This window comes from Nocardia sp. NBC_01327 (genome assembly GCF_035958815.1).
In the GTDB taxonomy this organism is placed as follows: domain Bacteria; phylum Actinomycetota; class Actinomycetes; order Mycobacteriales; family Mycobacteriaceae; genus Nocardia.
This window is the reverse complement of sequence record NZ_CP108383.1, coordinates 956,812-983,763: the sequence shown is the minus strand read 5'-3', so window position 1 is coordinate 983,763 and position 26,952 is coordinate 956,812. Positions and strand designations below refer to the sequence as shown.

The following is a 26,952-nucleotide window of genomic DNA, read 5'->3' as shown; positions in this document are numbered from 1 at the left end:
GGTTTCCCTTCAGTGATGATGTCGACCCCGATCAGATTCGCCGTGGTCCGAGCCCAGTATGAGCCTGCCATGTTCACGCGCGGCAACCAACCTGGTCCCGGTGACCGAACCGGACACCGCGACCCCGCCCTGCCCATGCCAGTCGGTGACCAGCGCCTCCACCGCTCGTAAATTGCTGTCGGTCAATGATTTTGCGCCGCCGCCGAGCAGCCAGGCGCGAATGACGCGCCGCCGCAGCGCGGGCTCGGCAGTGGCGAGCGTCTCGAGCATCAGCCCACTGCCATCACGGGCCGCCTCCAGCAAATTCTCGGCGATCGCATCCAGAGCTGCGCCGTCCTCCCGCAGCTGGGCCGCGGTGCGCGCGAGTGCGGCCGCCACTCCCCCGCCGAGCACCTCCTCCAGCAGCGGCAGCACCTCGGTGCGCAGCCGGACCCGGGTGAACTCCGGCGCGCTGTTGTGCGGGTCCTCCCAGGGCGTCAGCCCGAGCTCCGCGCACAACTGCCGGGTCACCTCGCGCCGCACGCCCAGCAGCGGCCGGCCCCACGGTTCGGCGAACTCCGTCATGCCCTGGATCGAGCGGCCGCCGGACCCGCGCGCCAATCCGAGCAGCACGGTTTCGGCCTGATCGTCGAGGGTGTGCCCGAGCAGTACGGGCAGCCCGTCCCGAGCCTCGTCCAGCGCCGCATAGCGCGCCCGCCGGGCCGCCGCCTCGATGCCACCGGCACTCCCGACCTCGACGGCAAGCACCCGTGCCGTGCGGCAGCCCAGACGCAGCGCTGTGGCGGCAGCCTCCGCCGCCACAGCGCCCGACCCGTCCTGCAATCGGTGATCCACGACAAGGGCATCCACGGCCTCGGCCTCCGCCACGGCGGCAGCGGTCAATGCCAGCGAGTCCGCCCCGCCCGACAGTCCGATCGCCGCCACCCCCACCGGGGCATACCGGCTCAGCCAATCCCGCACGGCATGACGCATTTCCAGCGCCGCACGCGTCTCAGGCAGCCGAGGACGAGAGTTCACGCCCCGATCGTCGCACGCCCGCACCGCTCATCGACCCGGCACATAGCCTGTTCAGCCCACTCGGCACCGGCACGGCCGGAGTCCCCCCGGGTGGCTCAGCCCAGGACGCGGGTGACCCAGCGCTGCGGTTCGCCGATCTCGTCGGTGCGCGGGAGGGTTTCGGCGTCGGTCCAGATGGTGTTGAAGCGTTCCATGCCGACGGTGTCCACCACCTCGTCGACGAAGGCCTTGCCCCGAACGTATTGCGCCACTTTGGCATCCATGCCCAGCAGCGCGCGCAGTAGTCGCTGCAGCGGATTGCCGGGCCGCTTGCGGCGCTGGTCGAAGGCCGAGCGAATGCGGGTGACCGACGGGACCACGGCCGGGCCGACCGCATCCATGATGTGGTCGGCGTGACCCTCCAGCAGGGTGCCGAGCATGAGCAGCCGGTCCAGGGCCTCGCGCTGCGGTTCGGCCTGGGTGGCGCGCAGCAGTCCGACCATGCCGCCGGCCGGATCCTCGATCCCGCGGCGGCGATCCCGCACGGCCTCGGCCAGGCGGCCGAGCACATCGGCCATGGGCTCGTCCCCGGCCTCGCCGAGCAGTTCGACATTGCGCTGCATGTAGTCGGCCAGCCAGGGCGCGGAGGAGAACTGCACCCGGTGGGTGACCTCGTGCAGGCATACCCAGAGCCGGAAGTCGCTGGGCGGCACCCCGAGTGCGCGTTCCACGGCCATGATGTTCGGCGCGACCAGCAGCAGGGTGCCGTCGGGCCCGCTGAACGGGTCGTACTGGCCGAGAATGGCGGTGGACAGGAAGGCCAGCATGGCCCCGGCCTGCACACCCGCCGGTTTCCCGGCGAATCTGCCCTTCTCACCGGATTCGACGCCGGTTCCGGTGAGCTGCGCCATGGATTCGGCGGCCGCGGCGATCCAGCCCGGGCGGTCAACGATGCGAGCCTCGGGTATCGCGGAGCTGTCGAGCAACCGGCTCACCTCGCGCACCGGGCCCTCGGCCCGCCGGGAGGATTCGGCCAGCTCGACCACCGCCTGTTCGGCGGAATACCGGGAGGTCTTCGGCCCCGACGGCACCAGCAGGGTGCCGGTGCGGGCGGCCAGGCTCCAATCGACGGAACCGGCCAGCCCGGATTTGGCGGGGCGGGGCAGTTCGCGAATTCCGGTGCTCACCAGCGCCTCTCCACGATCATCAGCGCCCGGCCGGGCGGCAGGGAGTTCGGGTCCGGTCATAGTCATCCACCCGTCAGGAGCAGCCACAATTGCGCAGTGTGGTCGCGATGGCGTCCAATGCCGGGCGGCTCTGTTCGGGCAGCCGCTGATTCGACATCAACGCGAAGGTGAGTACGCGCCCATCGTGGTCCAGCACATACCCCACCAACGCGCTTGCCACGTCCAGAGTTCCGGTCTTGGCCCGGACCCAGCCCGCGCCCACCCGGTCCTGGCCCGTGTAGCGGTCCGACAGCGTGCCGGTGGCGCCGGCGACGGGCAGATAGTCGAGCAGGGTCGCCAGCGGATCGTCGGCCGCGCCCGCGGCACTGACACCGGATGAATTCGCTTGTCCGCCACCATTGTTCGGCAGCGCGGCGACGGTGACGATGCGGTCCAGCAGCCGCGGCGGAATGGTGTCGTCCACCGAGAGCCCGCTGGCATCGTGCAGGGTGAGGCCGGTGGTATCGAATCCGGCCGCGCGCAGGGTCGTGGCCATGGCGTTCACCGCCCCGTTGAACGAGGCCTCCGAGCCGGTGGCCAGGGCGATTTCGCGGCCGATCGCCTCGGCGAGCACATCGTCGGAGTCAACCATCATGTCGCGCAACCGATCCCGCAGCGGCGCGGACTGCACGGAGGCGAGTTTCGCGGCGCCCGCGGGCGCCGTGCCCAGATGCACCTTGCCGGGATCGATGCCCAGTTCGGTGGCCAGCTGCCGTCCCGCGTCCAAACCCGGTGTGGCACTGCGCGGGGAGTAATCCTTCAGCGCGCTCTGCCGGCCGCCGTCGATCATGACCGAATCGATGGGCGCGATGGAACCGCCCGCGATATCGGCCGGATCCCAGCCCTGCGCCATCGGGGATCCGGTGAAGACCGAGGTGTCGACCGCGATGCTGTCGGCCCGATGACCGGAATTCTTCAGCTGCGTCACCAGATCCGACAGTCGCGCGCCGTTCGTGTAGTAGCCCTTGCCGTCCGGCTGCGCGGTCAGCGTGGGGTCGCCGCCGCCGACGAGCACGATCTCACCGGGCGCCGTCCCCGCGACGACCTGCGTGGTCACCCGGTGATCGGGCGGCAGCGCGAGCAGGGCCGCTGCGGTGGTGAGCACCTTGGCGGTGGAGGCCGGAATCATCGGCTTGTCCGGATCGGCGGTCCACAGCACATTCCCGCTGTCGGCATCGGACACCGATCCGGCGAAGATGCCCAGATCCGGGGTGCCGATCACCGGCGCGAGGGCCGCTGCCAGGCCTTTCGCGCTCGGGGCCGGTGCGGTCGCGGGCGCCGGAGCGACCTGCGGCAAGGGCTTGACCGGCGAGGGCGGCGCGGCGATCGTCAAACCTCCGTGCCGGAATTCCTCCGTCCACGGTTTCAGCGTCACGATCACCCCGGCAGCCACACCCACCACAACGACCAGGGCGGATGCCACTACGATCCAGGTTCTGCGACGCCGCTTGGCTTCCAGCCCACCGATGTTCTGCTTGTTCCGAGCCACCTGCCGCTGTCTCCCTGATACCTGTGATGGGGATAGGCCCGAGCGTCCCTGCCGGACCCACGTACCCGGGCACCACACTATCCTCGTTGCGCAGTCGTTCCCCCGAACGAGCTGGCGAGTCGGCAGCCATACACGCACCGAAGAAGGAGATGACGTGGAGTTCGACGTCCTCATCGAGATCCCCCGGGGTCAGCGCAATAAGTACGAGGTAGACCACAAGACCGGTCGGATTCGTCTGGACCGCTACCTCTACACCCCGATGATGTACCCGGCCGACTACGGCTACATCGAGAACACCCTCGGCTCCGACGGTGATCCGCTGGACTGCATGGTGCTGCTCCCCGAGCCCGTGTTCCCGGGTGTTCTCGTGGAGTCCCGCCCGGTCGGCGTGCTGATCATGAGCGACGAGGCCGGCGGCGACGAGAAGGTCGTGGCGGTGCCCGCCGGCGACAAGCGCTGGGACCACATCCAGGACGTCGAGGACATCCCGGAGTTCCAGCGCAAGGAGATCGCGCACTTCTTCGAGCGCTACAAGGACCTCGAGCCCGGCAAGTGGGTCAAGGTCGAAGGCTGGGAAGGCCGCGACAAGGCCGAGAGCCTGTACGTCGAGGCGGTCCAGCGGCTGAAGGACCAGGGCGAGCACTGATTTCGCCTGTTAGACGAAGTGGGTGGCGCGGAAACGCGCCACCCACTGCTGTTTTCGGATGATCAGCCGATGCCGGCAGCCGGTTCGGCCGGGGCATCGCCCACGGTGGTGCGCAGCGGCACCTCTTTCCAGAACGCGACCAGCACCAGCGCCACCAGTGCCACCGCCGAGGTGGTCAGGAACACCGTGGACAGCGATTCCGCGAAGCCGACCTGGAAAGGCTCGGCCAGCACCGGATTCAACCGCTGAATCACCGAACTGTCGGCCAGCACGTGCTGCGCGGCCGAGGTGTCGTGATTCAGTAAACCCTGCGATAGCGCCATATCCGCCGGATTGCCGTCGGTTCTGCCGGTGAGCAGCGCCTGCTGGAACTTCTGATCATGGCCCGCCGCAACGAGTTCGGTGCGGATATTCGGCGCCAGCCTGGTGAACAGCACGGACAGGAATACCGCCGCGCCCAGTGTGCCGCCGATCTGCCGGAAGAAGGTGGCCGCGGCCGTCGAGACGCCCATATCCTTGGGCTGCAAGGCATTCTGCAGCGCGATGATGAGCGGCTGCATGAGATTGCCCAGCCCGAATCCCACGCACAGCATGAACAGCGCCACGATCCAGTACGCGGTATCGGCGCGCAGATAGTGCAGCAGGAACAGGCCGAGGGTGATCATGCCCGCGCCGATCAGCGTGTACGCCCGGTAGCGGCCGGTCCGCGAGATCAGCTGCCCGGAGACCACCGAGCCGATCATCATGCCCAGCACCATGGGCATCATCTGCAGGCCGCCGATCATCGGACTGGCTCCGCGCACCGCCTGTAAATACTGCGGCAGCAGCAGAATTCCGCCGAACATGCCCGCGCCCACCACGAACGAGATCACCACGCCGAGCGCGAAGGTGCGGTTCCGGAAAATACGCAGCGGAATCAGCGCGGCGTCCCCGAGCATTCGCTCCACCCAGATGAAGACGATCACGCCGACCGCCCCCACCGCGTAGCAGAGCACCGATCGCACACTGCCCCAACCCCATTCGCGCCCCTGCTGGGCCACGATGAGCAGTGGCGTGAGCGCGATGGCCAGCACCGCCGCGCCCCAGTAGTCCACCCGGTCCAGTGACCGCTCCCGCACCGGCAGATGCAGTGCGCGGGTCACCACCACCAGGGTGAACAGCCCGATCGGCACATTCACCAGGAATACCCAGCGCCAGCCCGCAATGCCGAGAATGCTGTCCTGTCCGGCGAACAGCCCGCCGAGCACCGGCCCGACCACGCTGGAGGTGCCGAACACCGCCAGGAAATAGCCCTGGTACTTGGCCCTTTCGCGCGGACTCACGATATCGCCGACGATGGTGAGCGCCAGCGACATCAGCCCGCCCGCGCCAAGCCCCTGCAGCGCCCGGAACGCGGCCAGTTCGTACATCGACTGCGAGAACGCGCTCAGCAGCGAGCCGATCAGGAAGATGCTGATGGCGGCGAGATAGAAGGGCTTGCGCCCGTACATATCCGAGAGTTTGCCGTACAGCGGCGTGGCCAGGGTGGCCGTGATCAGGTACGCGGTGGTCGCCCAGGCCTGCAGCGAATACCCGTTCAGATCATCGGCGATGGTGCGGATCGCCGTGGAGACAATGGTCTGGTCGAGCGCGGCCAGCAATATGCCGAGCAGCAGCCCGCTCAGAATCACCAGAATCTGCCGATGGGTGAACCCACCCTCCCCGGTCGATTCGGTCACCTCGGATGTCGCCATGCTCAACCTCCCGATCCCTCGCACCACGATAGGCGTCGAACCGGAGGTTGGCAGTCCTTTTCCGGCCCAGCGTCAGGGCTCGGAGACCACTCGAGACCGCTTGCGGCGCAAGCGGTCTCGGTGACCAGCGTTAGCAACGTGTTTGCCGGACCTGGAGAGCAGCGCCGGACCTCGGACGGGGTTTCAGGGGCAAAGCCCCTGAGAGGTTACGAGAGTTGTCATTTCCCCTGGAAGCGCGGCTCGCGCTTCTCGAAGACCGCCTGAATGGCCTCGGTCAGATCCTCCGAGGGCAGGAATGCGGCATTCCAGGCCGAGACGTAGCGCAGCCCGTCGGCCACCTTGCCCACCTTGGGCTGATCGAGCACATCCTTGATGCCCTGCACCACCAGCGGCGGGTTCGCGGCGATCTCCCGCGCCAGCGCGTAGGCCGCGTCCAGCGTCGCCTCCCGATCGGCGTAGACGTCGTTGATCAGGCCGATCTTCTCGGCGCGCGCGGCGTCGATGTCCTTGCCCGTATACGCGAGTTCACGCAGGTGCCCCTCGCCGATGATCCCCGGCAGCCGGTGCAGCGACCCGATATCGGCGACGATCGCCACCTTCGCCTCCCGCAGACTGAACTTCGCGTCCGCGCTGGCCAACCGGATATCCGCGGCCGCGATCAGATCCAGTCCGCCGCCGATGCACCAGCCCGCGACCGCCGCGATGACCGGCTTGTGCGAATCGGCGACCGCGGTGACCGCGGCCTGCATGACGCGCACCTCCCGCAGGAACCCGGTCCGCGGCCCCGCCAGCGCCCGATCGGCCAGCAGCGCGCCGAACGTCGGAGCCATGGCGGGCAGATCCAGCCCGTAGGAGAAGTGCTTGCCCGCGCCGGTGAGAACAATGGCCCGCACCTCCGGATCGGCATCGAGCTCGCCGAAGATGAGCGGCAGCTCGCGCCAGAAGTCCGGGCCCATGGCATTGCCCTTGCCGGGACCGGTCAGCGTCACGGTCGCGATGTGGTCTTTGCTTTCGACCTCGAAAGCCTTCCAATCGGTCATCGGTCCAGCGTATCGGGGGTTCGGGCGGTCCGGGCGGGCGGTGTAAACCCTGTGCTAAATCTGCTGCGCCGCACTGGTTTACCGGCGGTCCCGAACGGGACGATTGAACGGTCCACCAACTGCACTCCCGAGTGTGGAGATTCGATGTTGATGCATCACGGAATCGGCCTCGACCGGTTCAATACATTTTCCCGGCACCGCGCCGTGCACGCCCTGTACGAATGCTGCTGCAGCATCACCTGGGCAGCCAAGATCGCGGACGGCCGCCCCTACCCCGGCCACGACGCCCTGCTCACCGCCGCCGACGGGGAACTGCACGCGCTCTCCCCCGCCGAACTCGACAGCGCCTTCGATTCGTGTGCGCACGAAACCATTTCGGAGCGCACCGTCACCGAGCTCGTGCGGATCACCCGGATCCGCCTCACACGGATGCTCGGCCCCGAAGAGGGCTACCCCGAATACTGATACCCCGCACATCCACCGCAATCGCTCTACTCTGGTGCCATGCGCAGGTCCCTGCCGCCGGTCGCTTCCAAAGTCTCCGACACGCTCATCGCCCGCGGCCATCACGGGGTGATTCTCACCCAGCCGCAACCCACCCACACCGCCGCGGATGCCGCCCACGCCCTCGGCGTGGAGATCGGGGCCATCACCAAATCCCTGGTCTTCCTGCTCGACGACGATCCGGTGCTACTGCTGGTCTCCGGCGCACACCAGGTCGACCTCGATCACACCGGTCAGCGCCTGGAAGGCACCCTCACCCGCGCACCCGCCGCCATGGTGCGGCAGGTGACCGGGCAGCCGGTCGGCGGCGTCGCCCCGGTCGGGCATCCGATCAATCTGCCCACCTTCATCGACACCGCACTGGCCCGGCATTCGGAGCTGTGGGCGGCGGGCGGACATCCGAATACGATGTTCCGCACGACTTTTGGAGAATTAGTACGAATCACCGCAGGTCTCGCCATAGACGTGGACTGATCCCCACCCCACCCCCTACCGTCGTTTCGGGGGACCCCAAATCCGCGCAACTTCTCGCACCCCACTCCGCACAAGACTCCACCCCCGCGCGATATTTCACACTCCCCGGAATATCCAGCCCCCGGACGACGTAGGTTCGGAATGTGACCGATTCTCCGCCGCCCGGCACCGAGCTATTCACGCACGGCGCCGACTTCCAAGCGCCCGACGACCTGAGCGGCATCACCGCCCAGCAGTACCGGGCCGCAATGCGGCACTATCCCGCCGGCGTCACCATCGTCACCCTGCACTCCGAGGCCGGTCCGGTCGGTTTCACCGCCACCTCCTTCGCCTCCCTCTCGGCGGAGCCGCCGCTCATCTCCTTCAATATCGCCGCGACCTCCTCCAGCCTCACCGCCCTGTCGAACGCCGATTCGGTGGTCGTGCACTTCCTCGGCGAACATCAGAAGCATCTGGCCCAGCGATTCAGCCGCAGCGCCGAAGAGCGCTTCACCGACCGGTCGCTGTGGACCACCCTGCCGAGCGGCGAACCGGTACTGCACGGCACTCCGATCTGGGTGCGGGCCACCGTGCATCAGCTCATCCCGATCGGCGATCACACCCTGGTGGTCGGATTGGTCACGCGCGTGCACGACAACACCGAGGACGCACCCGCCGTCGGGCCGCTGGTCTATTACAACGGCGTCTACCACCGCGCCGAGATCGCCGACTGAGCCGGCGCTCTTGCGCCCGAGCCACCGCGCGCTCAGGCGACCGCGCGCTCAGGCCGCCGAGGCCACCGTGCCGAGGCCCAGCGCCGCCAGGATGGCCGCGCTCGCCTGTTCCAGCCGATCCCGCACCTTGGGCTTGCGCAGCAGCGCCACCGCGCGCGAGGCGGCGACCGCCAGCAGCACCATTTCGATTGCGGCGATGGTGCATTCGATGGCGCCGAGGCCGAGCGTATTCGCGAAGGTCACCTGCGACAGGAACTGCGGCAGTACCGCGAGATAGAAAAGCCCGACCTTCGGGTTGAAAATGCAGGACAGCAATCCGGCAGCGAATGCCGAGCGAACGGACACCCGCTGCGCCGGAGCACCGTCCGCGGTGAGTTCCGGGGCGCTCGCCGCCTGACCGCGCCGGTGTTCGAGCAGGGCGCGAACACCCAGGTACAGCAGGTAGATTCCGCCGATCACTTTCAAGCTGCGATACGCCGTCGCCGACTGTTCCAGCAGCGCCGCGACACCCGCCGCGACCACCACCGCCCAGACCAGCCCGCCGAACGACGATCCGACCGCCGCGGCGATACCGGGGCGGCGCCCGGCCATCGTGAAGCGCAGCACCAGAAAGGTATCCGGGCCGGGAGTGAGGGCCAGCAGTACGCACAGCCCGATAAAACTCAGCAGCAGAGGGAAACTCACACCTCTATGGCAGCGCACCCGGTGCTGCGGCGCAAGGCCGGGCCGGCGCCGCGGTACAGCGGGGGGACAAATAGAAAGCCGCCGACCTTATCCGGAGGGAATGGCCGGCGGCTCCCCCGAGCAGCAGAGATTCAGTTCCGCGCGCTGAATTCCGCGCCCAGTTCGCGGAACACAGCGGTGTTCATCGAGAACGCGAGACGAGCTTCGTCGAGCACCCGCTCGACATCCGGACCGGCGATCGGCAGCCCGTCCAGGTTCTCCCGGTATTCGCGCTTGAACGCGGCCGGGTTGGAGATGTCGTCGAAGACGTAGAAGCGGACGCCGTCACCCTTCTTGGGCAGGTCCCACAGCTTCTCGGCGGTACCGCGAATGACCTGTCCGCCCGAAAGATCGCCCAGGTAGCGGGTGTAGTGGTGCACCACGTAACCGGCCGGCCAGGTGCGCGCGCACTCGTCGATGCGGGCGGCGTAGGCGGCGGTGGACGGCAGGGCTGCCAGTTCCTCGCGCCAGTTCGCGCCGCCGAGGTGGGCGAGATCGATTTCGAGGGCCGCCAGGCGATTCAGCTCCGGCTTGACGAACGGTCCAGCGACCGGGTCGGAAGCCAGTGCGGCGGAATGCTTTTCGAGGGCGTCGTAGACGAACCACAGCTGCGAGGTGTAGCGGTAGAAGGCCTCGACGCCGAGCCTGCCCTGCAGCAGATCGCTCATGAAGGTGGAGTGTTCGGCCTCGGTGTGCTGCTGTTCGGTCGCGGAACGAATGAGCGTCGAGAACGGCGCGGTATCCAACATGGTCGAGCTCCTCGTTTCGAACCGGGGGCGCCCACCTTTGGCTACCCTAACTTCCCCTTGACCATACGCGTCAGCAACGATCGCGCGATTCGAACTTTGCGGCCCACCCACTCCAACTTTCGGATGATTTTTCCGAAGGGGTTGACAAGACCCCGGACCATCTGCCAGCCTTCCAAATCAGGTCATGAGTACCAGCGTCAAGCCCTGGCTAGCTGGTCGGCAACCCTCCTCCGCGGTGGGGTGCTCCAGGTGACGACCGGGCCGCCGCCCGACCGGGCGCGGCAAGCGCGGACTCTCGATCATTCTTTTTCTGATCGCGCGTCCCTTGCCCGAATGGGATTTCGTGATGACTGCATTTGCCGACCAGTCCTGTGCCGCTCTCGCCACCGTCTCCGGTTGTGATCTGCGGGTACCTCTCGTGCAGGGTGGGACCACCACCTACGCCAACTTCGACTATGCCGCCAGCGCACCGGCATTGACGCAGGTCACCGACCGGGTGCAGCAACTGCTGCCGTTCTACGCCAGCGTGCACCGCGGCGCCGGCTACGCCTCCCGCGTCTCCACCGACTGCTACGAGGCCGCCCGCGGCTCGGTCGCCCGCTTCCTGAATGCCGGCGATGACCAGGTCGTGGTCTTCACCCGCAACACCACCGATTCACTGAATCTGCTCGCCGCCTGCGTACCCGGCGACACCGTGGTGCTCGATGTGGAACACCACGCCAACTTCCTGCCGTGGATCCGAGGCGGTCGCCGGGTGGTGCCGGTCGCGGACACCATCGAGGAGACCATTCAGCGCGTGGTAGCCGAACTGTGCTCCAAACCCGCTGCGCTGCTTGCGATTACGGGCGCCTCGAATGTCACCGGCGAACTGCTGCCGCTGGAGCGGCTGGCCTGGATCGCGCACCAGTGCGGCACCCGGATCCTGGTGGACGCCGCCCAGCTCGCACCGCACCGCCGCATCGATCTGCAGACCAGCGGCATCGACTACCTGGCCTTCTCCGGGCACAAGGCGTACGCGCCGTTCGGCGCGGGCGTACTGGTCGGCCGGCGGGACTGGCTCGATGCCGCCGAGCCGTACCTCGCGGGCGGCGGCGCGGTCCGCTCGGTAACCGCCGACGGCGTCGAATGGGCCCCCGCCCCGCAGCGGCACGAGGCCGGCTCTCCCAATGTGCTCGGCGTGGCCGCGCTGGCCGCCGCGTGTGACGCGCTCGCCGAACTCGACGAGACCACCGTCCGCGAGCACGAGCAGTACCTCACGCACCGCCTGCGCTACGGCCTGAAAACCGTTCCGGGCGTGAACTTCCTGCGCATCTGGCGGGACAGCACCGATGCCGTCGGCATTGTCGCCTTCACCGTCGACGGTTTCGAACCCGGCCAGGTGGCCGCGTACCTCTCCGCCGAACACGGCATCGGCGTCCGCGACGGCCGCTTCTGCGCCCACCCCCTGCTCGCCCGACTCGGCGTCGACGCGGCCCTGCGCGCCAGCATCGGCCTCGGCAGCACCGCCGCCGCCGTAGACCGCCTGATCGACGCCCTCTCGACCCTCGTCGAGAACGGCTCCGCCTGGAACTACGCCAAAACCGAAGGCCACTGGAACCCCACCCCCGAAACCCGCCCCTTCGGCAGCAGCGCCGAGGGCGGAGCACCCTGCGCCATCTGATCGGCGCGCTCCCGGGAGCGGGTTACGGCACCAGGTAGCGCTCGGCGAGTTCCTCTACGAACGGGTCGTCGTCGGTGACGGCGTTCAGCAGATCCAGGTCGTCCTGGACCGAAAGCTGGCGCCCGTCATCGTGTTCCTGGTCCGGCCCGTCCTCCGCGAGCTGGCGGATCAGCTTCGCTCGCACACGGTCTTTCAGAGAATCACTCATATCGAGAGCATGCCCTGATTCGGCGGGAATTACGCGGACAGGCACGCCGGGCCCGCCCGGCAGGCTGGTCACCGGTAGTTCGGGACGAACGGATTACACCGGGGCCAGCCACGTTCCCCAGGGCGTATTGCGGAACACCGTATATAGGAGAGCCAACGCCAGCAGCGCCCAGAGCGCAGGCTTCGGTAGCACCTTCGGCACCCGTGGCATCGGTTTCCCCTGCCAGCCGTACACCAGCGCGGTAACCATCCAGCCGAGGAAACCCAGCAGCAGCGGCAGAATCAGCAGATTGCTGTGCAGGGCATCGACCACATGCCCTTCGGTGAGATTGTGCAGCCCACGCAACCCGCCGCATCCGGGGCACCAGTACCCCGTCAACTCCTTGAACGGGCAGAACCCGTACGCCCCCTGCACATGAGGGTCCCGGAAATGCAGCAGCGCCAGCCCTCCCGCGACCGCACCCCCGGCGAGCAGCGGCAAACCCATACCCAGCCATCTGGGGCGGGGGGCGGGTTCGACCTCGGTCGGGGGCATGGTGTGCACGCGAACAACGGTAGTCGCGGCCACCGCAACCTGCCAGATCGCAGCCGACTTCGCACCCCCGACGCACCGCCGGACAGCTTTGTCCGATATGACCTATTTAAATGGTGAGCTGGCCGAACGGACACGGACACTCGTCCAGAACCGTGGGTATGCTGCCCCCGCAACAGTTTTCGATCGGGGGAATTCCATCTCATGAGCCAGAATCAACCAGGCAGCAGCACAATCGCCCGCGCCTCCGCCGCCGCCGGCGCACTCGCCATCATCATTCTCGCCAAGGTCGGCGGCCGCGTCATCGGCCACATGTTCGGCCTCCTCGGCGTTCTGGTCCTACTCCTCATCTCGGTAGGCGTCTACTTCGTCTTCAAGAAGAAGGACACCCCACCCGCCACCCCGGAGCCGACCCAGTTCGACCCGAACCTCCCACCCCAGGGCTACCCCGCCCAGCCTGCCCCACAAGATTTCTCGCCCCAGCCCGCACAATCCAGCCTGTCCGGCCTATCCGCCCAGCAGCCCTACTCCGCCCCACTTACCCCCCACAACTTCTCAGCTCCGCCCGCCCCACCCGCCTTCTCCGGCCGGCAAGCCAATTCCGCCCAGCAGGCCTACGCCGTAGCGCCTGCCCCGCAGGACTTCTCGGGCGGTCCCGGCCAGCCGAACTTCGCCGGTCAGTCGGCACAACCCAACTTCACCGGCCGGCCAAGCATGTCCGCACAGCCCGCGCAGACGGAGTTCCAGGGCTATTCCGCTTGGAATGGCCGGCAGGGGTACGGAAGTCAGCCCGCTCGAACGGACTTTCCGAGTCAGCCCGGTCCGACCGCGCAGCCGGGCTACGCCGCCCAGCCTGTCCAGCAGGGATTCTCGGGACAGCCGGGCGGCTATGCGCCACAGCCGAATTACGCGGCACCGGCGGCGCACACCCAGTTGCCGTCGATGCCGCCCGCGCAGCAGGGGTACCCCGGTCAGCCCGGCGGGTATCAGGAGCCGTACGAATACGGCCAGCCGCAGCAGGGTTTTCAGCAGCCGCCACAGCAGAATTACCCACCGTCCGGTTATCAGCAGTAGGCCGCTATCAGCAGCGGGCTAGAGAATTCAGCGATCGGCCCGGCTCGGACAGAGCCGGGCCGATGCTGTTATGCCGGAGCCGATTTCACCGGATCGGCGCACGCTCGCTGGCTGGAGCGGTGAGCGCGCCCACCAGCATGTCGATGGTTTCCGCCCAGGCACTGACCGCACCAGCGGCGACGCGACCCGCTTCCACGGCGCGCTCATGATCGGCCAGGAGCGCGAAAAGCATGGTGGGCAGCGCGCGTAACCGGTGCACGCGCAGCCGGGGCGGCAGTTCGGTCATCTCGTCGTCGAGGCGCTGCATGATCACCCGGACCGAGGTGCGCTGTTCGCTGTCCAGGTTGGAGGCGTCGGTGACGGCCGGATGGGTGTGAATCTGTTCGAGGAATCGCGCGTAGTGATTGCTGCCGTGCCGTTCGCTGAGTTCGAACATGGGCACCACCAGCGCCTCCAGCAGCGCGTGCACTCCCGCGCCCGAACCCACCTGCTCGGCGAGCAATTCCAGCCGCCGCACCTCGAGGGTCGCCATCCGCAGTTCGACCACGGCTTCGATCAGCCCGTCGCGCGATCCGAAGTGATACTGGATGGCCGAATTGTTCCGCTGCCCGGCGGCGGCCGCGATATCACGCAGCGGCACCGCCTGCCCGCGCTCGGCGATCAGGCGCTCGGCCGCCAGGATGATCCGCTCCCGCGCCTCGGTCACCGCCACGCGAATCCCTCCCTCGGTCCAAAAACACGCGTCGTCACAGGTGCAGAGTAGCCGCCCACCAGCCCGTAAAGAACTCGTCCTTGACAGTTAAGCATCATTTCTTAAAGCTCTGAGTGATGATCCTGGATACCTTCCGACTGGACGGCCGCGTCGCCGTCGTCACCGGCGCCGGCCGCGGCATCGGCGCCGCCACCGCCCTGGCCCTGGCCGAAGCGGGCGCCGATGTCGCGCTCGCCGCCCGCACCCCCGAACAACTCGACGAGGTCGCCGGCAAGATTCGCGCCCTGGGCCGCCGCGCCGTCACGGTCCCCTGCGACCTGTCGGACCTGTCCACCGTCACCGCCTTCGCCGAAACCGCCGCGGCCGAACTCGGGCGCATCGATATCGTCGTCAACAATGTCGGCGGCACCATGCCCAATACCTTCACCACCACCTCCCCCGACTTCCTCGAGGACGCCTTCCGCTTCAATGTGTCCACCGCGCACGCGCTCACCCAGGCCGCGGTCCCGCACATGCTGAAGACCGGCGGCGGCTCCGTCGTCAGCATCTCCTCGATGATGGGCCGGGCCCCCGGTCGCGGCTTCCTCGCCTACGGCACCGCCAAGGCGGCGCTCGCGCACTGGACCCGCATGGCCGCCACCGATCTGTCCCCGCGCATCCGGGTCAATGCCATCGCGGTCGGCTCGGTCCTCACCTCCGCACTGGAAGTTGTTGCGCAGCAACCGGAAATCAAGGCCCGGATGGAGGGCGCCACCCCGCTGCGCCGTCTCGGCGAACCGTGGGAGATCGCCGCCGCCATCGTCTTCCTCTGCTCGCCGGCCGGCGGTTACATCACCGGCAAGATCCTCGAGGTCGACGGCGGCATCGAAGCGCCCAACCTCGAACTCGGCCTCCCCGACCTGTGAACCGGAGCCAGCTGTGAAATATCGCGTAGTCCAGTGGAGCACAGGCAATGTCGGCCACCGCGCCCTGCGTTCCATCATCGCCCGGCCGGAGCTCGAACTCGTCGGCGTCTGGGTGTCGAGCGACGCCAAGGCCGGTAGGGATGCCGGCGAACTCGCGGGCCTCGACCGCGAAACCGGTGTTCTCGCAACCAATGACGCCCAGGCCCTCATCGACCTGAAGCCGGACTGCATCATCCACACCGCCATGGCCGACGACCGGCTCCTGGAAGCGGTGGAGGACCTGAAAACCTTCCTCCGCGCCGGCATCAATGTGGTCTCCAGCAGTCCCGTCTTTCTCCAATTCCCCTACGGCACACTGCCGGACGAGGCCATCAACCCGATCATCGAAGCCGCGATCGAGGGCAATGCCTCCCTGTGGGTGAACGGCATCGACCCCGGCTGGGCCAATGACTGGCTGCCACTGCTGCTTTCGAGTGGCTCCGAGCGCATCGACAAGGTCATCTGCTCGGAGATCATGGACTACTCCACCTACGACAACCCCAAGGTCGTCTTCGACATCATGGGCTTCGGCAGCGCGCTGGACGAACTGCCCATGCTGTTGCAACCGGGCATTCTCACCCTCGCCTGGGGCAGTGTCATCCGCCAGCTCGCCGACGCCCTCGATATCGAACTCGACTCCGTCACACAGCATTTCGAGCGACTTCCCGCCACCCAAGAGCTCCTCGTCGGCAAGCGCACCATTGCCGTCGGCACCGCCGCCGCCCTGCGCTTCCAGGTGCACGGCGTGCGCGGGGACCGCGAAATCCTCACCCTCGAACACGTCACCCGCCTGCACCCCGATCTCGCCCCCGAATGGCCGCAGCCCGCCGGAAAGGGTTGCTACCGAGTCGAAATCAAGGGTGAACCCGACTACCTGCTCGACCTGCAGCTCTACAGCAATGGCGACCACGCCGAGGCGGGCGTCGTCGGCACCGCCGCCCGGCTGGTCAGCGCCGTCCCCGCCGTAGTCCAGGCGCGCCCCGGACTGCTCACCGCCACCGATCTCCCCCTGACCACCGGCCGCGGCCTGGTCTCGTAACGAGCATGCCGTCACCGCGCCCGATCGGGCGCGGTGACGGTGTCTCAGTTCTCTTCGTATTGGGCCTTGATCTGCGCCGCATCGACGAGCGCAATGACCCGGCCCTCCCGCACCACCAGCACCGGCCCACTGTGCTCGGCGAGCCGTGCGACGGCGCCGTCCAGCGCTTCGGTGGTACCGATCGTGGGCAACGGCGCGGCCAGATGCGCACTCACCGGATCGTCGCGGCGGGCATCAGCGAGGTTCGCAGCGGTGACGGAACCGAGCACCTCGGCCACCACCGCCGATCCGGAGGCCTTGCGCTGCAGGACCACCGGCAGGGCCGAGCCCGAACCGAGCAGCCGCCACGCCTCGGCGACGGTCGCGCCGGAAGACACCACCACAGGATCGGCCGGGTCGGCCAGCGCGGCGAGATCACCGACCGTCCGCCCCTCGACAGCCGAGGTCAGCGGAAATCCCAAGGCCCCCAACCACTCATCGCTGTAGTACTTGGACAGATACGCACGACCGGAATCCGGTGCGATGACCACCACCACGTCCTCCGGCCCGAGCTCGCGCGCCACGCGCAGCGCCGCCGCGATCGCCGTACCGGAAGAACCGCCCAGCAGCAGCCCCTCCTCCTTGGCCAGCCGGTGCAGTACCCGAATCGCCTCCACATCGGGAATCCGCTCGATCCGATCCACCACGTCCGGATGGTAGGAGTCCGGCCACAGATCGGTCTCCGTCTCCGGATGCAGGAAGTGCCCGACCGCCTCGACGTACCAGATGCGACCGTCGCCACCGCCGTACACCGAGCTCTCCGGATCGGCACCGATCACCCGCACCGCACCGCCGGAGGCCTCCTTCAGGTGCTCACCGCTGCCGGTGATGGTGCCGCCGGTGCCGATACCCGCCACGAAATGCGTTATCCGCCCGCCTGTTTGCGCCCAGATCTCCGGGCCCGTGGTGGCGCGGTGGGCAGCGGGATTGGCGGGATTGTCGTACTGCCCCGCGAACCACGCACCCGGAATATCCGCGGTCAGCCGCAGGGCGACACTGCGCAAATGCTCCGGATGATCGACGGGCCGCAGGCCGGGCGTCAGATGCACCTCGGCGCCGTGCGCGCGCAAAAGCGCGACCTTCTCCCGGCTCACCCGGTCCGGCACCACCACGATGGTCCGATATCCGCGCGCGGCGGCCAGCGCGGCCAGACCCAACCCGGTATTGCCCGAACTGGCCTCCACCACGGTCCCGCCCGCACTCAGCTCGCCGGATTCCTCGGCGGCCAGCAGCATGGCGCGCGCAGCGCGGTCCTTCACGCTCCCACCGGGATTCAAGTACTCGAGCTTCACATAGACGGTCGCGGTGATTTCGTCGGTGACGCGGTTGAGCCGGACCAGCGGCGTATTGCCGATGGCATCGGCGAGGGAGTCGAACACACCCGCGGCGTGCGAGGAGACGGTGGTCATGCGGCGGCCCTGCCTGTCTCGCCGAGGGCGGTCCACAGCTCCCGGCGTAGTCGAAGGTTTTCGGGATGATCGTTCTGCTTGACCTCCCACACCGTTATTCGATGCCCGGACGCCACCGGCTCCGGGCCATCCGCCGGAGCGCGGCTCCGTCAGACTCGCAAACCCCGGCTGCCACGAACAGATTTCGAGTCACCGCGAACACAAGTCGGCCGGGTGCGCGATGAATTCCCCTCACACATGGGCCAATTCGCCGGCCGGCCCGGCGGTGATGGTGATCAGCACCCGAGCCGCGACGGCACGCTCCTCGTCCGAGACCGTGCCGCATACCCGCTCGACAATGGCGCCGGTGTCGCCGCGGACCTGGGCGACCACCGCCCGGCCGGACTCGGTGACCTCGATTCACCGCCATCCCCGCCAGCCTCGACCTCACCGCATAGCAAAAGGCCCCCGATGCTGCTGCATCGAGGGCCTTTCCTGGAGCCGCCTGCGAGAATCGAACTCGCGACCTTTTCATTACGAGTGAAGCGCTCTACCGACTGAGCTAAGGCGGCGTGCCTTCCGGCGGTGCGAGTCTATCGTCTCGGTGCCGGATCGCGAAAATCGGTGGTGACGGTCACGCGGAGCGGGCCGCGATCAGGCCGGCGACCATGGCGGCGACGGCGAAGCGGGGCTTCACATTCGTCTCCAGGGCCTCGCGGCAGTCGAGTATCGCCTGGATCGAGCGCAGCAGGCCCTCGGGGCGGACATCGGTCGCCAATTCTCGAATCTGGTCGGCCATATCGGGATGTGTGAGCGTGACACCGTTTTTCGAGGCAGGCGCCGACGAGTTCACGGTCGCGGCGCCGAAACCGACGGCCAGCGCATCCCGATACAGTCCGGCCACATCGATGAGCGCGCGGTCCAGCGCGTCACGACCGGTCCGGGTGGCGCGCGACTTCTGCCGCTTCTCCAAGTCCTTGAGCGCACCGGCAGAACCTCGGGTCGCGCCCGCCGCACCCTTACCGGTACCGCCCGCGCCGAGCGCCATCGCCAGCGCGTCGCGCTCCTTGTCGTCGCGGACCGCGCTCATCTGCTTGGCCTCGTCATCGGCGGACTTCACCAATTCTTCGGCGGCGGAGTACGCCATGCCCGGACGTGTGGTCGCGGCGACCAGGGCCAGGGCCCGTTTGCGCTGGGCTCGGGCCTGATCATCGGTGGCCAATCGGCGCGCCCGGCCGACATGACCACCACTGACCGAGGCCGCCCAGGCCGCGGTATCGGTGGCGAGCCCGTCCCGCTCGCGCAGCACCTTCGCGATCGAATCCACCGACGGCGTCGCCAAATGCACATGCCTGCACCGGGAACGCAGCGTGATCGAAATATCCTCCGGATCGACCGAAGGCGCGCACAGCAGGAAGACGGTACGGGCCGGCGGCTCTTCCACCACCTTGAGCAGCACGTTTCCGGCCGCTTCGGTCAAACGGTCGGCATCTTCGACCACCACCACCTGCCAGCGGCCGGTGCTGGGACGACGCGACGCCACCTGCACGATCTCGCGCATCTCCTTGGTGCCGATGCTCAACCCCTCCGGCACCACGCGGCGCACATCACCATGGGTTCCGGCCATGGTGGTCGTGCACGCATGACACCGCCCGCACCCCGGACTCCCCTCATCGGTGCACTGCAGCGCGGCCGCGAAACACAGGGCCGCCACCGAACGCCCCGACCCCGGCGGCCCGGTGAACAACCACGAATGCGTCATGGCCGATGACGAGACCAGCGCACCACCCCGCGCGGCCACCGCCGCATCCGTCAGCGCGGACTCGACCGTATCCTGTCCCACCAGTCGATCGAAGACTCCTGCCACGCGCTACAGACTACTGTCGACCACCGACATAGCGCCCCAGCCGGTCCCCTGTCAGACCGCGCGCTGGTGGGTGGTGCTCGCGCCGTCGAAGGATTCGCGAATGATGTCGGCGTGGCCGGAGTGGTGGGCGATCTCGCGCAGGATGTGCAGGATGATGTAGCGCGCGGTCAGCCACTCCCGCTCGGGCGCCCAGGGGGCGGTCGGGGTGGGGATCGAATCCTCGAGGTCGGGCAGCTCACGAATCAGCTTCGCGGTCTGCTCGGCGAGCACATCCCACTCGGCGAACAGCCCCTCGACCGTCTCGTCCGAACCCATCTTGTACTCGGAATCCATTCCGGAGACATCGAATTCGGAGTTCGGATCACGCTCGACGAGGACCGTGGTCCAGTGCCGCTCGACATTGATCACGTGATGTAGCAGACCGCCGAGCGTGAGCTCGCTGACCGTACTCCGCTCCCGCGCGTCGTCCTCTTCGATCCCGCGCAGGGTGATCCGGAAGATATCCCGCTGACTCGCCAGGATACTGATCAGCTGTTCACGCTCGTGGTCGACGGTCATCGAATGTCCCTCCGCTGGTGCGTATTCGGGACACACGCTACGGCAGGGCACCGACAATCGGGCTGGTTGACGAGAACCCTTGACAGCGGAAATCACCCGCACGAAGCGGGTGATTTCCGGTCAGAACTATTGGCCCGCGGACTACTTGGAAGCGGAAGCTTTTTTCGCCGCGGCCTTCTTGGTCGTGACCCCGTCCGCGGTCTTGGCCGCGGCCTTCTTCGCCGCCGCCTTCTTCACCACCGTGGTCTTCGACGCCGTAGCCTTCGCCGCGGTCTTCTTGGCCGCGGCCTTCTTCGCGGGCGCCTTCTTGGCAGCGGTCTTCTTCGCGACCTTCTTCACCGGCCCGCGCGCCCGCCGATCTGCCAGCAGCTCCGAGGCACGCGCATCGGTGATGGACTCCACCGCATCGTCCTTGCGCAGGCTGGCATTGGTCTCACCATCGGTGACGTACGGCCCGAAACGACCGTCCTTGATCACCATCGGCTTCTCCGAAACCGGATCCACACCCAGCTCACGCAGCGGCGGCGCACTGGCCGACTGCCCGCCGCGCCGCTTGGGCTCGGCGTAGATCTTGAGCGCCTCCTCCAGCGTGACCGTGAAGATCTGATCCTCACCGGTCAGCGACCGCGAATCGGTGCCCTTCTTCAGGTACGGCCCATAGCGGCCGTTCTGCGCGGTGATCTCCTCATTGGAGGCCGGATCGACACCCACCACACGCGGCAGCGACAACAACTTCAGCGCGTCATCGAGCGTAATGCTTTCCAAATCCATGGATTTGAACAGCGATCCGGTGCGCGGCTTCGGCGCGACCGCCTTCTTCGCGCCCTTCTTGGCCTCGGGCTCCGCGGCAGGTTCCGGCAGCACCTCGGTCACATACGGGCCGAAACGTCCTTCCTTGGCGACGATTTCGTGCCCACTGACCAGATCGATGCCGAGCGAGCGACCCTCCTGCGGGGTCGAGAACAGCTTCTCCGCGACATCGAGCGTCAGCTCATCCGGCGGCAGATCATCGGGCAGATTGGCGCGCTGCGAGATCGAATCGCCTTCCGGGTCATCAGGATTGATGACCATGCGCTCCAGATACGGCCCGAACTTACCGACCCGGACGACCACATCGCGGCCCTCTTCGTCGGCGAAAAGCTTGATCGAGTTGACCTCGCGGGCATCGATACCGTCGAGCCGCTCGCTCACCATCTTCTTCAGGCCGCCGGAGCGCGCCACCGAACCGTCGGCGCCGTCGTCACCGCCGAAGTAGAAGCTGGACAACCAGTTTCCGCGCTGGGCGCGACCGCCGGCGATGGCGTCGAGATCGTCCTCCATGGCCGCGGTGAAGTCGAAGTCCACCAGCCGGCCGAAGTGCGACTCCAGCAGACCGATCACCGCGAACGCCACCCACGACGGCACCAGCGCACTACCGCGCTTGTACACATACCCGCGATCGAGAATCGTCTTGATGATCGACGCATAGGTGGAAGGACGCCCGATACCGAGCTCTTCCAACGTCTTGATCAGCGACGCTTCCGTGAAACGCGGCGGCGGATTGGTGGTGTGCCCGTCCGGCGCCAGCTCGATGGCCGTCACCGCCTGGCCCTCGGTCAGCGCCGGCAGCCGGGATTCGGCGTCATCGGACTGACCGCCCGCCTCCTCGTCGACACTCTCCACGTACGCCTTCAGGAAGCCCGCGAAGGTGAGCGTGCGACCGGAGGACGAAAACACGCACTCCTCACCGGTATTCGCGACACCGGTAATGCGAACGGTCAGCGTGGTGCCGCGCGCATCGACCATCTGCGAGGCCACCGTGCGCTGCCAGATCAGCTCGTAGAGCCGGAATTCGTCATTGTCGACCCGCGCGTGCAACTGCCCCGGGGTGATGAACACATCACCGGAGGGACGAATCGCCTCGTGTGCCTCCTGCGCGTTCTTCACCTTGCGGGTGTACTGCCGCGGCGTCGGGCTCACGTACTCCGCGCCGTACAGCTGCGTGGCCTGGGCCCGCGCCGACTGGATGGCCGACTCCGACAGCGTGGTCGAGTCGGTACGCATGTAGGTGATGTAGCCGTTTTCATACAGCCGCTGCGCGACCCGCATGGTGCGCTCGGAGGTGAAGCGCAACTTACGCGCGGCCTCCTGCTGCAATGTCGAGGTCATGAACGGCGCGTACGGCTTGCGGGTATACGGCTTGGACTCGACCGAGCTGACCGTCAGCGCCTCGCCCTGCAGCGATTCCGCCAGCCGCTGCGCGTAACCGGCGTCCAGGACGGTGACACCCGACGACTTCAGCTGCCCATCGGCGCCGAAATCACGACCGGTCGCCACGCGAGAACCCGAGACGGTGACAAGACGCGCGCCGAAGACCCGCGGATTACCCTCGCCCTGATCGCCCGCATCCAGCTTGGCCGCGATATCCCAGTACTCGGCGGAACGGAACGCCATGCGCTCCCGCTCCCGCTGCACAATGACGCGCGTCGCCACGGACTGCACCCGGCCCGCCGACAAACGCGGCATGACCTTCTTCCACAGCACCGGCGAAACTTCGTAACCGTAGAGCCGATCCAGGATGCGGCGCGTCTCCTGAGCGTCGACCAAATCCTTATCGAGGTCGCGCGTGTCGGCGGCGGCGGCGAGGATGGCCGGCTCGGTGATCTCGTGGAACACCATGCGTCTGACCGGGACTTTGGGCTTCAGCGTTTCCAGCAGATGCCACGCGATGGCTTCGCCCTCGCGGTCGGGGTCAGTGGCGAGGTAGAGCTCGTCGGCATCGGCGAGCAGGCTTTTCAGCTCTGCGACCTTGGCCTTCTTATCCGGGCTGACCACATAGATGGCCTCGAAGTCATGGTCGACGTCGACGCCGAGCCGGGCCCACTGCTCACCCTTGTATTTGGCAGGCACATCCGCCGCACCGCGCGGCAGATCCCGAATATGCCCGACCGATGCCTCGACTACATAGCCGCGGCCCAGGTAGGGCGCAATTTTCCGGGCCTTTGTCGGCGACTCGACGATGACGAGACGACGCAGGGGCCGACCCTGGTCGGGCGCTGCCTTGGAGTTCGGCGCTGCACCGCGGTCTCGTGTTGCCACCGGCGAACACACCTTTCCTGTCGATCCGCGCTGCGTCGTTGTCATGTCACGGCGCGCGATACGCGGCTGGGGCAAAGTGGCTGCGATTACTGATTATCGCTGCCAGCAACGTTTATACCGTGTTCAGAGGCTCGGCCTCGGTCGCAGCGACGATATGGCCCCGGGTTGTGATCGAGTGTAGTGGGTCCGGATATGGCTCGTCCCCCACCGCCGTGTGGCGATGGGGGACGGATACCTAGATGCGTGAGCTCGCTCAGGCGAGCGCGCGAACACCGGTGGCCTGCGGGCCCTTGGTGCCCTGGCCGACCTCGAACTCGACCTTCTGGTTCTCTTCGAGGGTGCGGAAGCCCGAACCCTGGATCTCGGAGTAGTGGACGAAGACGTCAGCGGACCCGTCCTCGGGCGCGATGAAGCCGAACCCCTTCTCCGCGTTGAACCACTTCACAGTTCCCTGTGCCATTCTGTTCCTTCTCTTTCCATACCGGAACGGTAGACAAGTAGGTTCGTCCACCGGGTCCGTTGAGACCGCTGTACTCTGTTCCCCCTGCAGGAAAGCCATCAGTACACCGTTCGCAACATCGATCCTGCTTGATGGTTTGGACTTTAGATCCGTTCCCTCGAACACAGAAGCTTGCGACCAGGAACCAGTGAACCATGTCCGCGAGCAATTCAACAGCTGAGTTACCCACAATTTGCAAAAAAGTTGATCTTGCGAATGCGCAGGTGAGGGGCATAATGCCCAAATCCGTACTCGAAGTAGGTTTGCTTCCGGATAACAGAGCGAGCATCCGGCAAACCCCCTGCGACACAGGACGCTACTCTGTAGTGAAATGGCAGGTAGAGGACCAGACATACACACGTTTCGCACCCCACTCGCCCAGCAAGGCGGCCTGACCATGATTCCGGCGGACCCCGCGAGCGTTCTGGGAAGCCCCCGCGACACCAGCTATGGCCAATCGTTGCTGAATCGTGTCCTTACCGGGGCGGGAGCGGGCGACACCCGACTCACCCACGTCGCAGAGCTGCCGCCACGTGCGGCTCAGGTCACGAATTGGCCCGAATGGGCGTCTTCCGAAGTAATAGCCGCGGTGCGTGCTGTGGGGGTGGAAGCACCCTGGATTCATCAGACGCAGGCCGCCGACCTGGCCGCTGGGGGACGTCATGTCGTCGTTTCGACGGGCACCGCTTCGGGGAAATCGCTCGCCTACCAGCTGCCCGTACTTACCGCGCTGCAGCAGGATCCCCGGGCCACGGCCCTCTATCTCGCGCCCACCAAAGCTCTGGGGGCAGATCAACTGCGGATGGCCACCGAGCTGACCAGCCAAGATCCGCTGCGCGGCATTCATCCCGCGCCCTATGACGGCGATACGCCCACCGAAATAAGGCAGTGGGTGCGGGCTAATTCCCGCTGGGTCTTCACCAATCCGGACATGCTGCACGTCGGAATGCTGCGATCGCATCAGCGCTGGGCCCGGCTGCTGCGGCAGCTGAAGTACGTGGTGGTCGACGAATGCCACACCTACCGGGGCGTTTTCGGGTCGCACGTGGCGCTGGTACTGCGGCGGCTGCGGCGGCTGGCGGCGCGATACGGGGCCGATCCGGTGTTCGTCCTGTGCTCGGCCACCACGGCCGAACCGGCGGCGACAGCCTCCCGGCTCATCGGCGCACCCTGCGTCGCGGTCACCGAGGACGGGTCGCCGCAGGGGTCTCGGACGGTGGCGCTGTGGGAGCCGCCGCTCATCGGCGGGGGCGTGACCGGGGAAAACGGTGCGGCCGTGCGGAGATCCGCCGGGGCGGAGGCCGCCAAGATCATGGCCGACCTGGTGACCGAGGGGGCGCGCACGCTCACCTTCGTGCGGTCCCGGCGTGGGGCTGAAGCCATTGCCATGGATACCCGGCGGCTGCTAGCGGACGTCGATGTCACGCTGCCCGAACGGGTAGCGGCCTACCGGGCCGGTTATCTGGCGGAGGATCGGCGGGCGCTCGAAGCAGCGCTGTCGGAGGGGTCACTGCTGGGTGTGGCCACCACCAATGCCCTCGAGCTGGGCGTGGACATCGCCGGGCTCGATGCCGTGGTGGTGGCGGGTTATCCGGGGACCGTCGCCTCGTTCTGGCAGCAGGCCGGGCGGGCCGGACGTCGCACGCAGGGGTCATTGGTGCTGCTCATCGCCCGTGACGACCCGCTGGACACCTACCTGGTCCATCATCCGGAGGCCCTGCTCGGGCGGCCCGTCGAGGCCACCATCACCGATCCGCACAATCCCTATGTACTCGGCCCGCACCTGCTCTGCGCGGCCATGGAACAGCCGCTCACCGATGCCGAGGTACTCGAGTACCGGGCCTGGGAATTGCTCTCCGACCTGGCCCGACAGGGTTTGATCCGGCGGCGGGCCGGGGTCGGAAGGGATGGGAGCGCGCGCTGGTTCGTCACCGCCGACGCCCATCCGCACGATGCGGTGGACGTGCGCGGCGGCATCGGCAGCGCGATCGCGGTGGTCGACGGGGAGAGCGGGCGCATGCTCGGCACCACGGATGCCGGGCGGGCGCCGGCCACCCTGCACGAAGGGGCCGTGCACCTGCATCAGGGCGAGAGCTTTGTGGTCGATGAGCTGGACCTGGAGGAAGGCGTCGCGCTGGTACACGCCGAGACTCCGGGCTGGACCACCAGCGCCCGGGCAGTGACGACCGTAGAGGTCGAGGAGATGACCGAATACGAGACATATGGCCAGGTCACCATTGCTTTGGCCCAGGTGCTGGTGACCCGGCAGGTGATCGGATACCTGCGACGGCTGCCCAGCGGCGAAGTCCTGGACATGGTGCCGCTGGAGCTGCCCGCGCAGATCCTGCCGACCCAGGCTGTCCTCTATACCGTCACGCCGGACCTGTTGTCGCGCGCCGGAATCGACCCCAGGCAGGCCGCGGGGGCGCTGCACGCGGCCGAACATGCCGCCATCGGCATGCTGCCGCTGGTCGCGACCTGCGATCGCTGGGATATCGGCGGGGTATCGACCGCGGAACATCCCGATACCGGGCTGCCCACGGTATTCGTCTACGACGGGCATCCCGGGGGCGCGGGCTTCGCCGAACGCGGGTTCGCACAGCTGCGCCAGTGGCTGACGGCGACGCTGGCGGCCATCGAATCCTGTGGCTGCGGGAGCGGCTGCCCGTCCTGCGTACAGTCTCCGAAGTGCGGAAACGGCAACAATCCGCTGGACAAGGCGGGCGCGGCGCGACTGCTGACCGCAGTGCTGTCAGCCCTCGGCGATGGTGACGGGGACCACACCGAACCGTGATCGGGGCGTCGCCGGAGCGAGGCCGGAACGCCATCCCGCCGACCTGCCGGTACCAGGCCGTGAGGGGCACGAGGCGGCGTGGCGCAAGACTCGTAACGAGTCATGCACAGCGCACCTGATAGCCGAATAAAGAGGGATGTGATCCGGTTAACTGCGCGGTTGCCCCGTTCGATAATGTCGATCATGCATTTACCAGTGCATTTAGTCGATTCCACGTTTTGGAACGAATAGGAAAGTCATGGGCGGAGAAACTATTCGCCTACCACTT

The 26,952-nt window shown here is 67.3% G+C and carries 25 protein-coding genes, 1 tRNA gene and 1 riboswitch; of the genes, 9 read left to right on the top strand and 17 right to left on the bottom strand.

Annotated features, from left to right (window positions below; all coding sequences use genetic code 11):
- Positions 1 to 9: 9 nt before the first annotated feature.
- From tilS to dacB, 3 genes are all read right to left on the bottom strand, one after another.
- Entirely contained in the window at positions 10 to 972 is a 963-nt protein-coding gene (gene tilS, locus OG326_RS04320) for a tRNA lysidine(34) synthetase TilS (protein WP_327146366.1), read from the bottom strand.
- A gap of 140 nt (positions 973 to 1,112) precedes the next feature.
- On the bottom strand, positions 1,113 to 2,243 hold the full coding sequence (locus OG326_RS04315; protein ID WP_327143327.1) for a zinc-dependent metalloprotease: 1,131 nt from the start codon (positions 2,241 to 2,243) through the stop codon (positions 1,113 to 1,115).
- Positions 2,244 to 2,256: 13 nt separating this feature from the next.
- Positions 2,257 to 3,690 carry a D-alanyl-D-alanine carboxypeptidase/D-alanyl-D-alanine endopeptidase gene (gene dacB / locus OG326_RS04310; protein ID WP_442791002.1) on the bottom strand — a complete coding sequence of 478 codons (1,434 nt, stop codon included), beginning with the start codon at positions 3,688 to 3,690 and terminating at the stop codon, positions 2,257 to 2,259.
- A gap of 175 nt (positions 3,691 to 3,865) precedes the next feature.
- Here dacB and ppa point away from each other — a divergent pair, with 175 nt between their 5' ends.
- Positions 3,866 to 4,357: an inorganic diphosphatase gene (gene ppa / locus OG326_RS04305; RefSeq protein WP_327143325.1), complete on the top strand. Its 492-nt coding sequence runs from the start codon at positions 3,866 to 3,868 to the stop codon at positions 4,355 to 4,357.
- Between the two features lie 62 nt (positions 4,358 to 4,419).
- On the opposite strand, the gene OG326_RS04300 is transcribed toward ppa, so the two are convergent.
- Together OG326_RS04300 and OG326_RS04295 are read right to left on the bottom strand one after the other, a co-directional pair.
- Positions 4,420 to 6,090, bottom strand: a complete 1,671-nt coding sequence (locus OG326_RS04300) for an MDR family MFS transporter (RefSeq protein WP_327143324.1) — start codon at positions 6,088 to 6,090, stop codon at positions 4,420 to 4,422.
- A 218-nt stretch (positions 6,091 to 6,308) separates the two neighbouring features.
- The gene (locus OG326_RS04295; protein WP_327143323.1) at positions 6,309 to 7,130 is read right to left on the bottom strand and encodes a crotonase/enoyl-CoA hydratase family protein; all 822 of its coding nucleotides are present in this window, start codon (positions 7,128 to 7,130) and stop codon (positions 6,309 to 6,311) included.
- 144 nt (positions 7,131 to 7,274) lie between these two features.
- On the opposite strand from OG326_RS04295, the gene OG326_RS04290 reads away from it, so the two are divergent.
- The 3 genes from OG326_RS04290 to OG326_RS04280 all read left to right on the top strand — a co-directional run bounded on the left by OG326_RS04290 (position 7,275) and on the right by OG326_RS04280 (position 8,821).
- Positions 7,275 to 7,595: a 2-oxo-4-hydroxy-4-carboxy-5-ureidoimidazoline decarboxylase gene (locus OG326_RS04290; protein WP_327143322.1), complete on the top strand. Its 321-nt coding sequence runs from the start codon at positions 7,275 to 7,277 to the stop codon at positions 7,593 to 7,595.
- A 39-nt stretch (positions 7,596 to 7,634) separates the two neighbouring features.
- On the top strand, positions 7,635 to 8,108 hold the full coding sequence (locus tag OG326_RS04285; protein WP_327143321.1) for a YbaK/EbsC family protein: 474 nt from the start codon (positions 7,635 to 7,637) through the stop codon (positions 8,106 to 8,108).
- Positions 8,109 to 8,356: 248 nt separating this feature from the next.
- Positions 8,357 to 8,821 (top strand): flavin reductase family protein, encoded by a 465-nt coding sequence (locus OG326_RS04280; protein ID WP_327146365.1) that lies wholly within the window; start codon positions 8,357 to 8,359, stop codon positions 8,819 to 8,821.
- A gap of 48 nt (positions 8,822 to 8,869) precedes the next feature.
- On the opposite strand, the gene OG326_RS04275 is transcribed toward OG326_RS04280, so the two are convergent.
- Together OG326_RS04275 and OG326_RS04270 are read right to left on the bottom strand one after the other, a co-directional pair.
- The gene (locus OG326_RS04275; RefSeq protein ID WP_327143320.1) at positions 8,870 to 9,505 is read right to left on the bottom strand and encodes a LysE family translocator; all 636 of its coding nucleotides are present in this window, start codon (positions 9,503 to 9,505) and stop codon (positions 8,870 to 8,872) included.
- A gap of 131 nt (positions 9,506 to 9,636) precedes the next feature.
- Positions 9,637 to 10,293: a biliverdin-producing heme oxygenase gene (locus tag OG326_RS04270; protein WP_327143319.1), complete on the bottom strand. Its 657-nt coding sequence runs from the start codon at positions 10,291 to 10,293 to the stop codon at positions 9,637 to 9,639.
- A gap of 180 nt (positions 10,294 to 10,473) precedes the next feature.
- Positions 10,474 to 10,587, top strand: a riboswitch (SAM riboswitch).
- A gap of 52 nt (positions 10,588 to 10,639) precedes the next feature.
- Between OG326_RS04270 and OG326_RS04265 the strand changes: the two genes are divergently transcribed.
- On the top strand, positions 10,640 to 11,953 hold the full coding sequence (locus OG326_RS04265; RefSeq protein WP_327143318.1) for an aminotransferase class V-fold PLP-dependent enzyme: 1,314 nt from the start codon (positions 10,640 to 10,642) through the stop codon (positions 11,951 to 11,953).
- 22 nt (positions 11,954 to 11,975) lie between these two features.
- Here the strand turns inward: OG326_RS04265 and OG326_RS04260 are convergent, their stop codons facing one another.
- Positions 11,976 to 12,161 (bottom strand): hypothetical protein, encoded by a 186-nt coding sequence (locus OG326_RS04260; RefSeq protein WP_327143317.1) that lies wholly within the window; start codon positions 12,159 to 12,161, stop codon positions 11,976 to 11,978.
- A 93-nt stretch (positions 12,162 to 12,254) separates the two neighbouring features.
- Positions 12,255 to 12,695 carry a DUF2752 domain-containing protein gene (locus tag OG326_RS04255; protein WP_327146364.1) on the bottom strand — a complete coding sequence of 147 codons (441 nt, stop codon included), beginning with the start codon at positions 12,693 to 12,695 and terminating at the stop codon, positions 12,255 to 12,257.
- Positions 12,696 to 12,896: 201 nt separating this feature from the next.
- Between OG326_RS04255 and OG326_RS04250 the strand changes: the two genes are divergently transcribed.
- Positions 12,897 to 13,766 carry a hypothetical protein gene (locus tag OG326_RS04250; RefSeq protein WP_327143316.1) on the top strand — a complete coding sequence of 290 codons (870 nt, stop codon included), beginning with the start codon at positions 12,897 to 12,899 and terminating at the stop codon, positions 13,764 to 13,766.
- Between the two features lie 85 nt (positions 13,767 to 13,851).
- On the opposite strand, the gene OG326_RS04245 is transcribed toward OG326_RS04250, so the two are convergent.
- Positions 13,852 to 14,478, bottom strand: a complete 627-nt coding sequence (locus OG326_RS04245) for a TetR family transcriptional regulator (protein WP_327143315.1) — start codon at positions 14,476 to 14,478, stop codon at positions 13,852 to 13,854.
- Between the two features lie 116 nt (positions 14,479 to 14,594).
- Here OG326_RS04245 and OG326_RS04240 point away from each other — a divergent pair, with 116 nt between their 5' ends.
- Both OG326_RS04240 and OG326_RS04235 read left to right on the top strand, forming a co-directional pair.
- Positions 14,595 to 15,383 carry an SDR family oxidoreductase gene (locus OG326_RS04240; protein WP_327143314.1) on the top strand — a complete coding sequence of 263 codons (789 nt, stop codon included), beginning with the start codon at positions 14,595 to 14,597 and terminating at the stop codon, positions 15,381 to 15,383.
- Positions 15,384 to 15,396: 13 nt separating this feature from the next.
- Entirely contained in the window at positions 15,397 to 16,461 is a 1,065-nt protein-coding gene (locus tag OG326_RS04235) for an NAD(P)H-dependent amine dehydrogenase family protein (RefSeq protein WP_327143313.1), read from the top strand.
- A gap of 44 nt (positions 16,462 to 16,505) precedes the next feature.
- Here OG326_RS04235 and OG326_RS04230 read toward each other — a convergent pair whose 3' ends face one another.
- From OG326_RS04230 to OG326_RS04200, 7 genes are all read right to left on the bottom strand, one after another.
- The gene (locus OG326_RS04230) at positions 16,506 to 17,909 is read right to left on the bottom strand and encodes a pyridoxal-phosphate dependent enzyme (protein ID WP_327143312.1); all 1,404 of its coding nucleotides are present in this window, start codon (positions 17,907 to 17,909) and stop codon (positions 16,506 to 16,508) included.
- A 231-nt stretch (positions 17,910 to 18,140) separates the two neighbouring features.
- The gene (locus tag OG326_RS04225; RefSeq protein ID WP_327143311.1) at positions 18,141 to 18,281 is read right to left on the bottom strand and encodes a hypothetical protein; all 141 of its coding nucleotides are present in this window, start codon (positions 18,279 to 18,281) and stop codon (positions 18,141 to 18,143) included.
- Positions 18,282 to 18,384: 103 nt separating this feature from the next.
- Positions 18,385 to 18,460, bottom strand: a tRNA-Thr gene (locus OG326_RS04220).
- Positions 18,461 to 18,522: 62 nt separating this feature from the next.
- Positions 18,523 to 19,755 carry a DNA polymerase III subunit delta' gene (locus OG326_RS04215; RefSeq protein WP_327143310.1) on the bottom strand — a complete coding sequence of 411 codons (1,233 nt, stop codon included), beginning with the start codon at positions 19,753 to 19,755 and terminating at the stop codon, positions 18,523 to 18,525.
- A 51-nt stretch (positions 19,756 to 19,806) separates the two neighbouring features.
- A complete protein-coding gene (locus OG326_RS04210; protein ID WP_327143309.1) occupies positions 19,807 to 20,313 on the bottom strand; it encodes a DinB family protein in 507 nt (168 codons plus the stop codon).
- Between the two features lie 141 nt (positions 20,314 to 20,454).
- A complete protein-coding gene (gene topA, locus OG326_RS04205; RefSeq protein ID WP_442790912.1) occupies positions 20,455 to 23,391 on the bottom strand; it encodes a type I DNA topoisomerase in 2,937 nt (978 codons plus the stop codon).
- A gap of 253 nt (positions 23,392 to 23,644) precedes the next feature.
- Entirely contained in the window at positions 23,645 to 23,851 is a 207-nt protein-coding gene (locus OG326_RS04200) for a cold-shock protein (protein ID WP_297626431.1), read from the bottom strand.
- A 436-nt stretch (positions 23,852 to 24,287) separates the two neighbouring features.
- Between OG326_RS04200 and OG326_RS04195 the strand changes: the two genes are divergently transcribed.
- Positions 24,288 to 26,684, top strand: a complete 2,397-nt coding sequence (locus OG326_RS04195) for a DEAD/DEAH box helicase (RefSeq protein WP_327143307.1) — start codon at positions 24,288 to 24,290, stop codon at positions 26,682 to 26,684.
- Positions 26,685 to 26,952: the final 268 nt, after the last annotated feature.